Raw genomic sequence first — 11,951 nt, 5'->3', positions numbered from 1 at the left:
CTTCAACTGCCTCATTCAAGGGCTGCCAACAGCTCGCGGGTGAAGGCGGCGATGTCGAACCGAGCGCCGGCAGGGTCCTCGCCACGCCGGACGATGACGATGTTTCGGCTCGGCACGATCACCACATATTGGCCGCGATTGCCAAAGGCAGCGAACGTGTCCGGCGGCACGCCCTCGCTGCGGTTGAGCAGCCAGAAGGATGCGCCATAGCCGAACTCACCCGGCGGCTGTGGCCCGCTCGGCGTCGTCACATAGGTCCGCCACCCTTCGGGCAGGATGCGCTGGCCGTTCCACACGCCATCATTCAGATAGAGCATGCCAAAGCGCGCCAGATCACGCGCGGTGCTCCACACCTGCGACGACAGCACATAATTGCCGCGCCAATCCGTCTCGGCGACTGTGGCATGCATGTTGATGCTCTCAAAAAATACCCGCGGCGGGTGTTGGGCAAAGGTCGGGCTGATCGCCAGCACGGCCAGCAACGTGTCATTGTTCGCATAGCGGAAGGTCGAACCCGGCGGTGCGATCAGGGGCCATCCGGGCGCCTGTTCATCGACCGTTGTACCGCCGAAATAAATGGCATCGGTACGGTTGCCAGCGGTATCGCTGGTCAGGCCGGAGGCCATGCGTAACAACTGGTCAAGCGTGATGGCGCGGCGAGGGTCATTGTCCCGCTGCCAATTTGCGATCGCAGCGGGCGCGGCAACATCTGCCTCGCCTCGATGGGCCGCTGAGCCTACTATGGTCGCGGCGATACTCTTCGCCACGGACCATGTGCGTTGGGGAACATGTATACCGAACCCGTCTTTATACTGTTCCCTGATTATCCGCCCGTTTTGCACAATCACCACTGCGGTGGTGTTCGTTGACTGGCCAAAGCCGCCATCAAAGGCAGCCCGTATCGCGCCGTCGAGCCGATCTGTCTCGGCTCCGCGCGCGGGTCGGGCAAGCGCATCGCGGTCACCCAACGGCCAAGGGGCATGGAGGCGAACCGGACGAAAAACAACCTCAGTCCTACCTGGGGCGTGGTGAACATGGTCACGGCTCGCAACACCAGAACCGACAGGTTCCAGCGTGCAGCCATCGGTTCTAAGATCCAGTACGGCACGGCGAGCTGGCATGTTCCGGTCCCATCCAGCCGAAAAGGACACTCCATCGTCGAAGGTGGATTGTGTTTGAACGATTCTGTCGATGTCCGGGTAAACGCCCCGAAGCTCGTTTTCGCGAATGCTCTCCAGTGTTCTTTCGGCTCCCATTCGCCGGGCGGTGAAGACGGCGCTACACGTCGTGAGGGCCACATAGCCTGCGGCGAGACTCTCCTGTTGGGGTGTAGGCGTGGGTAATGCATTAGGCGCGGATGGTGCCTGTTGCGCCATTGCTGACAGGGGCATGACCAAAAGGGTGATAGGCGCGAGGCGAAGGACAATCGGGATCATGGGCCATTGCTGGCGCGGTGATCAGAAACCGTCAAGCAAAAGGGGCCGGACATTGCTGTCCGACCCCTTGCTGTTTCGGTCGAAACGCTGTCCGGCTCAGGCCGCGTCAGCGAAATCCTCTTCGGTCTGCACCGGGCCCGAATCCTGACCCTTGGCGCTTTCGTCGCGGTCGACAAATTCGATGATCGCCATGGCAGCGGCGTCCGACGCGCGGAAACCGGCCTTTACGATGCGGGTGTAACCGCCGTTGCGACCGGCATAACGGTCTGCCAGCACGTCAAACAGCTTCTTGAGCTGCGTCTCGTCACCCAGACGGGCCATGGCAAGACGACGGTTGGCGAGGCCACCGCGCTTGGCAAGGGTCACCAGCTTCTCGACATAGGGACGCAGTTCCTTGGCCTTGGCAACGGTTGTGGTGATCTGCTCATGCTTGATGAGCGAGGCCGACATGTTGCGGAACATCGCAATGCGATGGGCCGAGGTACGCTGCAGCTTCCGGCCGCCTACTTTATGACGCATGATTCTATCCTTCGTTCGTACGGGGGCCGTGCAAGGTACCCCGGTCCAGGCGGATTAAAGGGCCCGCCCCTTTCCCTGAGCCGTTACCCCGGATCGGATCCGGGGCAACGCTGATTCATCAACCCAGCATTTCCTGCTCGAGCTTCTTGGCCATTTCCTCAATGTTCTCCGGCGGCCAGCCGGGGATGTCCATGCCGAGGCGCAGACCCATCGAGGAGAGAACTTCCTTGATCTCGTTGAGCGACTTGCGGCCGAAGTTCGGCGTGCGCAGCATCTCGGCTTCGGTCTTTTGCACCAGATCGCCGATATAGATGATGTTGTCGTTCTTGAGGCAGTTGGCCGAACGGACCGACAGTTCCAGTTCGTCCACCTTCTTGAGCAGGAAGCGGTTGAGCTGGTTGGTATCGGTTTCGTCCGAAGAAGCCGGAGCCGCAGCAAGGCCGATGCGCGGGCTTTCGACAGCAGCGTCGGTGAAGTGGACGAACACGGCCAGCTGGTCCTGCAGGATACGCGCGGCATAGGCGACGGCATCTTCAGGGCTGACGGTCGCGTCGGTTTCCACCGTCAGCGACAGCTTGTCATAGTCCAGTTCCTGACCGATACGCGCATTGTCGACCTTGTAGGCAACCTGGCGGACCGGCGAATAGAGCGAGTCGACCGGGATCAGGCCGATCGGCGCGTCGGCCGGACGGTTGTTCGACGCCGGGACATAACCCTTGCCGGTATCGGCAGTCAGTTCCATGTTGAGCGTCGCGCCATCGTCGAGATGGCAGATGACCAGTTCCGGGTTCATCACCGAAATGTCGCCGGTGACCGAAATGTCACCTGCCGTGACAGTGGCCGGGCCGGTAGCCGAAAGCTGAAGCCGCTTCGGGCCTTCACCTTCCATCTTAAGCGCGATCTGCTTCACGTTGAGGACGATATCAGTCACGTCTTCCCGAACGCCAGCGAGGCTGGAGAATTCGTGGAGGACGTTCTCGATCTTGATCGAGGTGATCGCTGCACCCTGCAGCGAGGAGAGCAAAACGCGACGCAGCGCGTTGCCGAGGGTGAGGCCAAAACCACGCTCAAGCGGCTCGGCAACGAACGTGGCCTTGCGGCGCGCGTCCGAACCGGGCTTCACTTCGAGGCCGGTCGGCTTCTTGAGTTCCTGCCAGTTCTTGCTGTTGACAGTCATCGCATTCCCCTATGGGTTCGAATATCGACGGAAGCGGGCGTTTCGCGGGAGGAGCATCGCCCCACCCCGGTCACGCCGGCTCCGTTACCGCGCGGCCCGCCAGCCGCGCGCGGAGCCGTGAAAACGTCAGACGCGACGACGCTTGGCCGGACGCACACCATTGTGCGGGATCGGCGTAACGTCACGGATCGAGGTGATCTGGAAACCGGCAGCCTGCAGCGCGCGGAGCGCCGATTCACGACCGGCACCCGGGCCCTTCACTTCGACTTCAAGGGTGCGCACGCCATGTTCGGCAGCCTTGCGGCCGGCGTCTTCGGCGGCGACCTGGGCAGCATAAGGGGTCGACTTGCGCGATCCCTTGAAGCCCATCATGCCGGCCGACGACCAGCTGATGGCATTGCCCTGAGCGTCGGTGATGGTGACGAGGGTGTTGTTGAAGGTGGCGTTGACGTGAGCAACGCCCGACGAGATGTTCTTGCGTTCGCGCCTACGGATGCGCTGGGGTTCGCGGGCCATGATGGATATCCCTGCCTGAAATGTTGAAAGGGCAAGCGTGCTGCGCCGGAAGGCGCGCTAACGCTTACTTCTTCTTGCCGGCGATCGGCTTGGCCTTGCCCTTGCGGGTACGGGCGTTGGTGTGGGTGCGCTGACCGCGGACCGGCAGGCCCTTGCGGTGACGCAGGCCGCGATAGCAGCCCAGATCCATCAGGCGCTTGATGTTCATCGCGGTTTCGCGACGAAGATCGCCTTCCACCGTATAGGTGGCGTCGATGGTCTCACGGATCTGCAGCACTTCGGCGTCGCTCAGGTCCTGAATGCGGCGGTGCGATTCAATGCCGACCTTGCCGACGATGTCAGCAGCGAACTTGGGACCGATACCGTGGATATATTGCAGTGCGATGATAACGCGCTTGTTGGTGGGCAGGTTGACGCCCGCGATACGTGCCATGTGGTAACTTCTCCTTGCTCCACGGGACGGCTGGCAACCATCCCATCTCAAAGCGAGTGATTCGGGGCGACAATGCCCCTGCCCGTAACGCAAAAACGGGCCGTCAGCGTGGCTTTCAGCCTGCTGTCGACCGGTCCGTGGTTCCGAGATGCGCTGCTGTTAGGGCAAAGCGCGTTTGCGGTCAAGCAGGGGGAACCCGGATGGGCTGTGGTTGAGTGGAATCAGTTATGCTGTACATCGCCCGAAGAGGATGGGGACATACAATGCGGATCAGAGACGAGCAGCCCGGCGATGTCGATGCCATTTATACGCTGACGCGCGATGCCTTTGCCACCATGCCCTATAGCGCCGGGGACGAGCAGGACTTGATCAACGCGCTGCGGGCGGACGGTGCGCTGTTCCTGTCGCTTGTTGCGGTACGCGGCGACGAAATTGTCGGACACATCGCCTTTTCCAGGGTCAGGATTGATGGCCAGCCCGGCAATTGGTTTGACCTTGGGCCCGTATCGGTCAAACCGCCCCTGCAATCGCTTGGCATCGGCAGCGCGCTGATCCGTGAGGGGTTGTCCCGACTACAGGCGCTGGGCGCTGATGGCTGCGTCCTGCTAGGCTATCCGTCCTATTATGGCCGGTTCGGCTTTGCCCATGACCCCGGCCTGACCTATGCCGGAGAGGCCAACCCCAATTTCCAGCATCTGACCTGGCAAGGGGAAACGCCGCGGGGGGAAGTCGTCTATCATCCTGCCTTTTACGGGTCACCGCCAGATCCGACGTCACGGTGATGCGGTTCAGCAGGGGATGAATGATGACAAGCTATGTCGCACTGCTGCGCGCGGTCAATGTCGGCGGGACAGGCAAGCTGGCCATGGCGGATCTCAAGAGCCTGTGCGAGGCGGCGGGGTTCACCAATGTCCGCACCTACATCGCCAGCGGCAATGTGGTGTTTCGCAGTGGCGGCACCGAAGACCAGGTGCGGCTCGATTTGGCCGCACGGCTCCATGTGCATGCCGGGCACGAGATTAGGGTGCTGGTGCGCGAGGCGGCTGACATGGCAGCCGTGGTCAAGCGCAATCCCTTTCAGGAAATGCCGCCCAACCAGGTGGTGGCGCTGTTTGTCGACAGGCCGCTGCCTGCCGATCCGCTGGCCGGCGTGACCGGGCTCGGAACAGAAAGGGTCAGTCTCGGACAGCGGGAGATTTTTGTTGCCTACCCCGATGGAATGGCGCGTTCCCGCTTGCGCATTCCCGCCGAGACCGAAGGCACTGCGAGGAACATGAACACGATCGCCAAACTGGCCGGCATGGCTGGCGCCATCTGACGGAAGCTGGTTATGGTCGCCGGCCATCCAGATGATGACCATTCACGGAGGCCTGTTACACGCTAACCGGCCAAGGAACGCGCCCGCTCGCTCAACCGGTCGACGACCGCACCATGGATGCCCGGCGTGCTGGCGATGACACCAAAGGCCTGGGCACGCGGGGTATTGAAGCGGAGATGCTGGCCGAATGCATCAGTCACCCGCGCCCCGGCTTCGTGGACAATCAGCGCTGCGGCGGCAATGTCCCACTCGAATCCCCAACGCAGCGTTGCCACGAGATCAGCCTCGTCCGCCGCGACCATCGCCATGCGCAGCGCGATACTGTTTGGCTGGTGCACCATGGTCAGGTCCATATCGACCTTGGGCAATTGTGCGGCCGGCACGCGCGCACCCGTCAGGATGGCCCGGTCCCCCGCCTGTACCGGCGCGCCGTTGCGGCTCGCCCCCCGGCCAGATTGCGCCATCCAAAGCTCGTCGCGAGCCGGGGCATACAGCACACCGAATACCGGCGCACCCCGGTCGATCAGCGCAATCGATACAGCCCATCCTTCACGCCCGCGCAGGAAATCCCGCGTGCCATCAATGGGGTCGACGCACCAGATGCGGTCCCGCGCCAGCCGGTCGGAACGGTCGGCGGTCTCTTCGGAGAGCCAGCCGGCCTCCGGATCAATGGCACCGAGCATCGCCTTCAACCGGCGGTCGGTTTCTATATCGACCTCGCACACCAGGCTCTGATCAGCCTTGCTCCACTGGTCCAGATCGCCGCCACCCCTCAGATGGCGCCATTGACCGAGCGCCGCATCCCCCACTTCGCGGGCGGCGGAAATGATCGCCTCTGTCGGAATGGCGGGATCGGGAACGCCCCTATCAGTCACCAGCCACCGTCAGACTATCCGTCCTCAACGTGGGCACATGCGTGGCATGACGCCGGTCGACATCGTTGGCCGCGCTCAGATCCGCGAACATGTCGATCAGATTGCCGGCGATTGTGAATCCCGCCACCGGTGTGGCAATCTCGCCATTGATGATCCGCCAGCCGGACGCGCCCCGGCTGTAATCGCCAGTCATCAGGTCGACACCCTGACCGATCAATTCGGTAACGAGAACGCCATCCTTGATGTCCGCCATCAGCTCGGCGCGACTGCGCGGTCCGGGCAGCAGGCTGAGATTACCGGTTGTCACCCCACCATGGCCGGCGGCATGGCCGGTCGGCTGTCGACCCAGCTGGCGGGCAGATGCCGTATCGCACAGCCAGGGCGCGATCACACCGGCATCGACCATCCGACTCGACCGTGTCGGCAGCCCTTCGCTGTCAAAGGCGTGGGACCGCAAGCCACGCGGACGCAGCGGGTCATCCTCCACGATGATACCGGCAGGGAACAGTTGCGCCCCCTCACGACCGATAAGGAAGCTCTTGCCCCGGGCGATGGCCGGGCCGGACATGCCGCTGATCAGATGGCCGATCAACGAGCCCGCCACCCGGGGATCGAACAGCACTGGCATACGGCCACTTGGCAGGCTGCCGGGATTGATCCTGGCCACCGCCCGTTCACCGGCACGCCGGCCAATCATGTCCGCCGCTTCGCAATCGGCGAAATGCCGGGCACTATGCCAGTCATAGTCGCGCTGCATCATGTCACCGTCGCCTGCCAGCACGCTGGCTGACAGGCTGTATCCTGTCGCAGCATAGCCGCGGGCAAAGCCCTGGCTGGTGGCCAGCACATGCACCGCGACATTGGCACTGGCAGAACCGCCCTCGCTATTGGTGACGCCGGGGACGGATCGGGCGGCGTCTTCCGCTTCCTGTGCAAGTGCCCGCATCCCCTCGGGTGAAGGCTCACCGGCCGGATCAAACAGATCAAGATCCGGCGGATCGTCGCGAAGCAACAATTCGTCGGGTGCCAAGCCCGCCCAGGGATTGTCCGGTGCTGCCCGCGCCATGGCGACCGCCCGCTCCACCAGCGCATCAAGCGCAGCCGGGCTCACATCGGCTGTGGAAACACTTGCTGATTTTTGACCCACATAAAGGCGCAACGAAAGGTCGCTGTCTTCCGACCGCTCCACATCCTCCAACGCGCCGAGCCGGACAGAAACGCCGCTGGACCGGACCGAACGGACCACCGCCTCGGCGGCATCGGCGCCAGCGGAGCGGGCACGCGCGACTGCATCGGCGGCACGGTCGATCAGATGGGGAAGTGTATCGCGGGGATCAGAATCTGGAGCGTTCATGCCCGGCAGATAGGACCAGCCCCGCCCAAGGTCAAAGCGAAGCTCAGACCATCAGGGTGCGGGTTACCATGGCAAAGGCACCCAGCCACAGAACCGGGACAAGCACCGCCAGCCGCCAGAGCCGCGACCGATCCTTGCGGAACCGGAGCAACAGGCCGGAACAGGGCAGCGCAGTATTGGCAAAATGATGCCAGCGCTTCTCAATCCGTCGCGAAAAAGGCACTGCCACCAGCAGCAGGACAGCGAGCGCGGCAAAGGGCAACAATCGACCAAGTGCGCCATCAATGAGCAGCAACACACCCCAGATCTGCAGTCCGGCAAAGGTCAGAAGGGCGCCCGAAGCGTGCCACGACATGTGTCTGGCCAGGCGATCCGCCCCGACTAACGGCTCCATGCCGATATGTGTCCGCGAATGCGGAAAAACGCTTGCCATGGTGGCGACCCCTCACCGGTTCTGACCTTTGCAACAGGAATCCATGTTGCGGCGCAGCGGTCAATTTGACTCCCTTAACGCCGTACACATTTCGCCTCTAAAATTGCACGTTTCAGCGCAAATGCCTTGGATGTAACAAAATTGACTCACGCCGCCACGGCAATTTGTTTTGCAAAAGCCTCTTCGCAGGTCGTTACTTGCCAATAACAAGGCTAATCTCACCGCCGAGTCGCGGCTTGGCAAAATGGCACGAATCAACCACTCGAACCGGTGCTCGGGCCGGGTCTGGCCATCAGCGCGCCATGCTTGCCGACCAGCCTGTCTCTGCTAACCTGTCATCCTGGCCCCCGGGCCGAACCATCCTGTGCCAGAGCATTTTGCAAAGAGAGAAACATGGCCCGTTCATCCTTGTCGCTCAGCCGCCGGCTGAGTTTCACAATTGCCCCGCTGATGCTGTTCGGCGCGGCACCGGCATTTGCGGCGCCAGACGAAGATTACACCGCGCTGCAGCAGGATTATGAAAACTGGCTGCTCCGGGAAAATCCGGAATATGCAACGGTGCTGGGTGATCGCAGGTTCGATGACCGGGTGACCGACATCAGCCTTGCCGGCGCGGATCGGCGGGCGGCCGAGGCACAGGCCCTGCTGGACCGCCTTAATGCCATTGCCACGCCAGGCCTTTCCCCGGTGAACCGGGTCAATCAGGCGATCATGCGGCGGATGCTGTCGGAAGTGGTCGAGGGCAATCGCCACGGCCAACGCATGATGCTGTTCACCACCTATGCCGGCTGGCATCAAAGCTTTGCCAGCCTCTCCGATTCGATGCCTTTTGCCACCCTTGCCGATTATCGCAGCTATCTCGCGCGGCTACGCCAATATCCGGCGATCAACCGGGAGGCGCTGCGGATCACGCGACAGGCAGTGGCGGCAGGCCATGTCCTCCCCTGCGTCGTGCTCGGCTCAACCGAACGGTCGATCAGCGGGCTGATAGCCCCGGACCCGGTGCAGTCGCGCTATTATCAGCCCTTTGCCGGGAACCGGCCGGCAGCGATCAGTGAGGCCGATTGGGCGGCCTTGCAAACCGAAGCCCGCGCCATCATCAGTGACGGCATCAACCCCGCACTGCGCGATCACCGCGACTATTTCGTCAATGACTATCTGCCCCGCTGCACAGCTTCGGCCAGCATTTCCAGCCAACCTGGGGGCAGCGCCTATTACGCTTTCCGGATCCGCGCGGAAACCACGACCGACATGTCGGCGGATGAAATCCATCAGTTGGGTCTGTCCGAAGTGGCTCGTATCCGCAGCGAGATGGAACAGGTTGCCGCCCAGGCCGGTTTTGCCAGCCGAGAGGCGATGATCGCCGACATGCGGACCAACCCGCGCTGGTTTGCCCGCACGCCGGAGGAACTGATGATGCGCGTCGCGCTCGTCACCCGCCGCATTGACGGTTTCATGCCCCGCCTGTTCGGCCGTTTGCCAAGACTGCCCTACACATTGCGCCAGATCCCGGCGGAAACGGCAGAGGGCACGACCACGGCCTATTATTCGCAAGGGTCACCCGCGGCGGGCATTGCCGGCACCTATTATGTGAACACGTCCAAACTGGATCAACGGCCCTTCTGGGAAATCCCCGCCCTTTCGATGCACGAGGCGGTACCCGGTCACCACCATCAGATTTCATTGCAGCAGGAACTCGACCTGCCGATGTGGCGGCGCAATTTCACCGGTTTTACCGCCTTTGTCGAAGGCTGGGCGCTCTATGCCGAACGGCTGGGGATTGAACAGGGCCTCTACGACACGCCGGAAACCAACATGGGCCGCCTGTCCTATGAAATGTGGCGCGCATGCCGCCTGGTCGTCGACACCGGCATTCATGCGCGCGGTTGGACCAAGGAACAGGCGGTCGCCTTCATGCGCGACAACAGCGCGCTGACCAACGCCAACATTGATGCAGAGGTGAACCGCTACATCAGCTGGCCGGGACAGGCGCTGGGCTACAAGGTCGGCGAATTGCGCATCCGTGCTTTGCGCGACCGCGCTGAACAGGAGCTCGGTCCCCGCTTTGACCAGCGCGCCTTCCATGATGTCCTGCTGGGACAGGGTGCAGTGCCGCTTGACGTGCTTGAAACCCAGATCAACGACTGGATCGCCAGCCAGCAGGCAGCACCGGCCGGCTGATCGCTGGCCTCATCCCTGTGGCGGGCGGGGAGCGCTTTGCGGCATCGGCAGTGGCGAATTGTCAACGCCAGCGGCCTCTTCCTCGGCGCGTTCCGCTGCCTCGGCGGCGGCCTGTTCACGGGCTATGCGCGCCGCTTCGTCGCGGGCAATCTGCGCCTCGACCTCATTGGCTTCGGCGTCAAAGCCTTCCATCCGGCGGCGACGCTCCTCGGCCACCGCGTTGGTCCAGTCCATCCCGGCGGCCTGTCGGCGTTCCGCCATGGCATTGTTCACCATCTGGTCAACGCAGCCGGTAAAGCCGCCGAGGCCGACTGGCGTGCAGCTGTCGGTGCCGGTACGACCGATGCGCTCAACCGACTGGACCCGTGCAGTCCAGCTTTCGCGGCGGGGATCATTGGGATTGCCGCGCAATGGTTCGGGGATGCGATAGCGTTCATCCTCGGCCATCCGGCCACAGACGACGATCTCATCCCCCTCTGCCTGCGGGCACGGGTCATCGCCATAGACAATCACCTGATTGACACGCTCACCGCCTCCGGCAGCGGGCCCGGCACTGCTGTTCTGGGCAAGGGCAGGTGCCGACAGGATCGACATTCCCGCAGCGGTGGCGAGGAACAAAAGCTTGGTCATGGTCATCCTCTGTCCTTGGCCACATTGCGGGAGCCTGAACGGTGCCCGCCGATCGAAAAAAGTCAAATACGCTGCGACAGGCCGATGGCAACCCGGCATCCCGCGCGGATCAACGCCGACATCAGCGGATAGGCCGGCGCCCGTTCTGCACCCGCATCCAGAGCATGCTGCTTGTGCTCCAGTTCCTCGGCTTGGAAATCCCTGATCGCGTCGGCCAGTTCGGGGTCACAATCCCCCAGTTCCTCCAACTGCTGTGCATAATGGCGGTCAATTTCGGTCTCGACCGCGACGGTACAGGCCATCGCCGCTTCAGGGCTGATCGCTGCGGTCACCGCGCCCAAAGCAAAACCCGCGACATTCCAAACCGGCTGCAAGGCAGTCGGGCGGACGCCACGGCGGGCCATCGCCTCGTTGAACCATTGCAGATGCCGTTCTTCCTGCGCCGCCATATGGGCAATGGACCGCGCCCCCGGTCCCCGATCACCCAATATCGCCAGTTGCCCGGCATAGATACGGGTTGCGCCAAATTCCCCGGCCTGATCAACCCGCACCATGGCGGCACGGGCACGTTCGGAAGGGGGACGGTGCGCTTGCATTGGAGTCATCCTTGGCTGCTTGCCCGCTTGAGCAGCACCGCCACCAAAGCGGCGCCACCCAGCGACGCGATGGCGTTATAGCCCGCCATCGAGATGCCGAACAGGGTAAAGGCGGGAACATCGCAGCGAATGACCGGCGCGTTCCAGATCGCCTCCAGGCTGGTGCCGACGCCTGCGGTGCAGGTCGAAAAACCCGGCCAGAATCCATATTCGACACCAGCGTGATAGGCACCAATGGCGCCACTGGCCGCAATCAGCAGGGCAGCGATCAGGATCAGTCCGCGCTTCGCGCCCGGCTGCAGCGGCAGCAAAATCGCCGCGAGTGCGGGCACCAGCGCGGCATAGTGCGGCCATCGCTGCCAATGGCACATTTCACACGGGTAGAGGCCAAAGACATATTGACTGGTCAATGCCCCTGTCAGTGCAATGGCCGGGATCAGAAACGCGAGCAAAGCGGCTGGGCGCAGGGAAGAAGCGGTCATC

The 11,951-nt window shown here is 62.8% G+C and carries 14 protein-coding genes; 3 read left to right on the top strand and 11 right to left on the bottom strand.

The features are described from left to right. Positions 1 to 11 precede the first annotated feature (11 nt). From GV829_RS07225 to rpsM, 5 genes are all read right to left on the bottom strand, one after another. A complete protein-coding gene (locus GV829_RS07225; RefSeq protein ID WP_246202757.1) occupies positions 12 to 968 on the bottom strand; it encodes a serine hydrolase domain-containing protein in 957 nt (318 codons plus the stop codon). A 564-nt stretch (positions 969 to 1,532) separates the two neighbouring features. Next, the gene (rplQ, locus tag GV829_RS07220) at positions 1,533 to 1,955 is read right to left on the bottom strand and encodes a 50S ribosomal protein L17 (protein WP_169945339.1); all 423 of its coding nucleotides are present in this window, start codon (positions 1,953 to 1,955) and stop codon (positions 1,533 to 1,535) included. Between the two features lie 118 nt (positions 1,956 to 2,073). Beyond that, positions 2,074 to 3,132: a DNA-directed RNA polymerase subunit alpha gene (locus GV829_RS07215; RefSeq protein ID WP_169945338.1), complete on the bottom strand. Its 1,059-nt coding sequence runs from the start codon at positions 3,130 to 3,132 to the stop codon at positions 2,074 to 2,076. 126 nt (positions 3,133 to 3,258) lie between these two features. After that, the gene (gene rpsK, locus GV829_RS07210; protein WP_169945335.1) at positions 3,259 to 3,648 is read right to left on the bottom strand and encodes a 30S ribosomal protein S11; all 390 of its coding nucleotides are present in this window, start codon (positions 3,646 to 3,648) and stop codon (positions 3,259 to 3,261) included. A 64-nt stretch (positions 3,649 to 3,712) separates the two neighbouring features. Next, on the bottom strand, positions 3,713 to 4,081 hold the full coding sequence (gene rpsM, locus GV829_RS07205) for a 30S ribosomal protein S13 (RefSeq protein ID WP_169945333.1): 369 nt from the start codon (positions 4,079 to 4,081) through the stop codon (positions 3,713 to 3,715). A gap of 263 nt (positions 4,082 to 4,344) precedes the next feature. Between rpsM and GV829_RS07200 the strand changes: the two genes are divergently transcribed. Then, a complete protein-coding gene (locus tag GV829_RS07200) occupies positions 4,345 to 4,863 on the top strand; it encodes a GNAT family N-acetyltransferase (RefSeq protein ID WP_169945330.1) in 519 nt (172 codons plus the stop codon). 20 nt (positions 4,864 to 4,883) lie between these two features. Beyond that, the gene (locus GV829_RS07195) at positions 4,884 to 5,399 is read left to right on the top strand and encodes a DUF1697 domain-containing protein (RefSeq protein WP_212612111.1); all 516 of its coding nucleotides are present in this window, start codon (positions 4,884 to 4,886) and stop codon (positions 5,397 to 5,399) included. 62 nt (positions 5,400 to 5,461) lie between these two features. Here GV829_RS07195 and GV829_RS07190 read toward each other — a convergent pair whose 3' ends face one another. From GV829_RS07190 to GV829_RS07180, 3 genes are read right to left on the bottom strand one after another with little or no spacing between them, the layout of a single operon-like run. After that, positions 5,462 to 6,274, bottom strand: a complete 813-nt coding sequence (locus GV829_RS07190; RefSeq protein WP_246202755.1) for a 3'(2'),5'-bisphosphate nucleotidase CysQ — start codon at positions 6,272 to 6,274, stop codon at positions 5,462 to 5,464. Continuing rightward, positions 6,267 to 7,628 carry a TldD/PmbA family protein gene (locus GV829_RS07185; RefSeq protein ID WP_169945328.1) on the bottom strand — a complete coding sequence of 454 codons (1,362 nt, stop codon included), beginning with the start codon at positions 7,626 to 7,628 and terminating at the stop codon, positions 6,267 to 6,269. The genes GV829_RS07190 and GV829_RS07185 overlap by 8 nt, the downstream gene beginning before the upstream one ends. Before the next feature lie 43 nt (positions 7,629 to 7,671). Continuing rightward, positions 7,672 to 7,983 carry a hypothetical protein gene (locus tag GV829_RS07180; RefSeq protein ID WP_169945326.1) on the bottom strand — a complete coding sequence of 104 codons (312 nt, stop codon included), beginning with the start codon at positions 7,981 to 7,983 and terminating at the stop codon, positions 7,672 to 7,674. Positions 7,984 to 8,454: 471 nt separating this feature from the next. On the opposite strand from GV829_RS07180, the gene GV829_RS07175 reads away from it, so the two are divergent. Next, positions 8,455 to 10,242 (top strand): DUF885 domain-containing protein, encoded by a 1,788-nt coding sequence (locus tag GV829_RS07175; protein ID WP_246202753.1) that lies wholly within the window; start codon positions 8,455 to 8,457, stop codon positions 10,240 to 10,242. A gap of 9 nt (positions 10,243 to 10,251) precedes the next feature. Here the strand turns inward: GV829_RS07175 and GV829_RS07170 are convergent, their stop codons facing one another. The 3 genes from GV829_RS07170 to GV829_RS07160 form a co-directional block, all read right to left on the bottom strand. Continuing rightward, positions 10,252 to 10,872, bottom strand: a complete 621-nt coding sequence (locus GV829_RS07170) for a hypothetical protein (RefSeq protein WP_212612110.1) — start codon at positions 10,870 to 10,872, stop codon at positions 10,252 to 10,254. A gap of 62 nt (positions 10,873 to 10,934) precedes the next feature. Continuing rightward, on the bottom strand, positions 10,935 to 11,468 hold the full coding sequence (locus GV829_RS07165; RefSeq protein WP_246202752.1) for a demethoxyubiquinone hydroxylase family protein: 534 nt from the start codon (positions 11,466 to 11,468) through the stop codon (positions 10,935 to 10,937). Between the two features lie 5 nt (positions 11,469 to 11,473). Next, positions 11,474 to 11,950, bottom strand: coding sequence for a disulfide bond formation protein B (locus tag GV829_RS07160; RefSeq protein ID WP_246202751.1), 477 nt, complete (start codon positions 11,948 to 11,950; stop codon positions 11,474 to 11,476). Position 11,951 lies beyond the last annotated feature (1 nt).

The organism is Sphingomonas lacunae (assembly GCF_012979535.1).
GTDB lineage: Bacteria > Pseudomonadota > Alphaproteobacteria > Sphingomonadales > Sphingomonadaceae > Sphingopyxis > Sphingopyxis lacunae.
This window is presented reverse-complemented; position numbering and strand designations above follow the sequence as displayed.

What these genes read in the sequence shown, in the direction of transcription:
- rplQ (WP_169945339.1), bottom strand. Translation starts at nt 1,955, where the DNA reads ATGCGTCATAAAGTAGGCGGCCGGAAGCTGCAGCGTACCTCGGCCCAT.
- GV829_RS07215 (WP_169945338.1), bottom strand. Translation starts at nt 3,132, where the DNA reads ATGACTGTCAACAGCAAGAACTGGCAGGAACTCAAGAAGCCGACCGGC.
- rpsK (WP_169945335.1), bottom strand. Translation starts at nt 3,648, where the DNA reads ATGGCCCGCGAACCCCAGCGCATCCGTAGGCGCGAACGCAAGAACATC.
- rpsM (WP_169945333.1), bottom strand. Translation starts at nt 4,081, where the DNA reads ATGGCACGTATCGCGGGCGTCAACCTGCCCACCAACAAGCGCGTTATC.
- GV829_RS07200 (WP_169945330.1), top strand. Translation starts at nt 4,345, where the DNA reads ATGCGGATCAGAGACGAGCAGCCCGGCGATGTCGATGCCATTTATACG.
- GV829_RS07195 (WP_212612111.1), top strand. Translation starts at nt 4,884, where the DNA reads ATGATGACAAGCTATGTCGCACTGCTGCGCGCGGTCAATGTCGGCGGG.
- GV829_RS07185 (WP_169945328.1), bottom strand. Translation starts at nt 7,628, where the DNA reads ATGAACGCTCCAGATTCTGATCCCCGCGATACACTTCCCCATCTGATC.
- GV829_RS07180 (WP_169945326.1), bottom strand. Translation starts at nt 7,983, where the DNA reads ATGTCGTGGCACGCTTCGGGCGCCCTTCTGACCTTTGCCGGACTGCAG.
- GV829_RS07175 (WP_246202753.1), top strand. Translation starts at nt 8,455, where the DNA reads ATGGCCCGTTCATCCTTGTCGCTCAGCCGCCGGCTGAGTTTCACAATT.
- GV829_RS07170 (WP_212612110.1), bottom strand. Translation starts at nt 10,872, where the DNA reads ATGACCAAGCTTTTGTTCCTCGCCACCGCTGCGGGAATGTCGATCCTG.
- GV829_RS07165 (WP_246202752.1), bottom strand. Translation starts at nt 11,468, where the DNA reads ATGCAAGCGCACCGTCCCCCTTCCGAACGTGCCCGTGCCGCCATGGTG.
- GV829_RS07160 (WP_246202751.1), bottom strand. Translation starts at nt 11,950, where the DNA reads ATGACCGCTTCTTCCCTGCGCCCAGCCGCTTTGCTCGCGTTTCTGATC.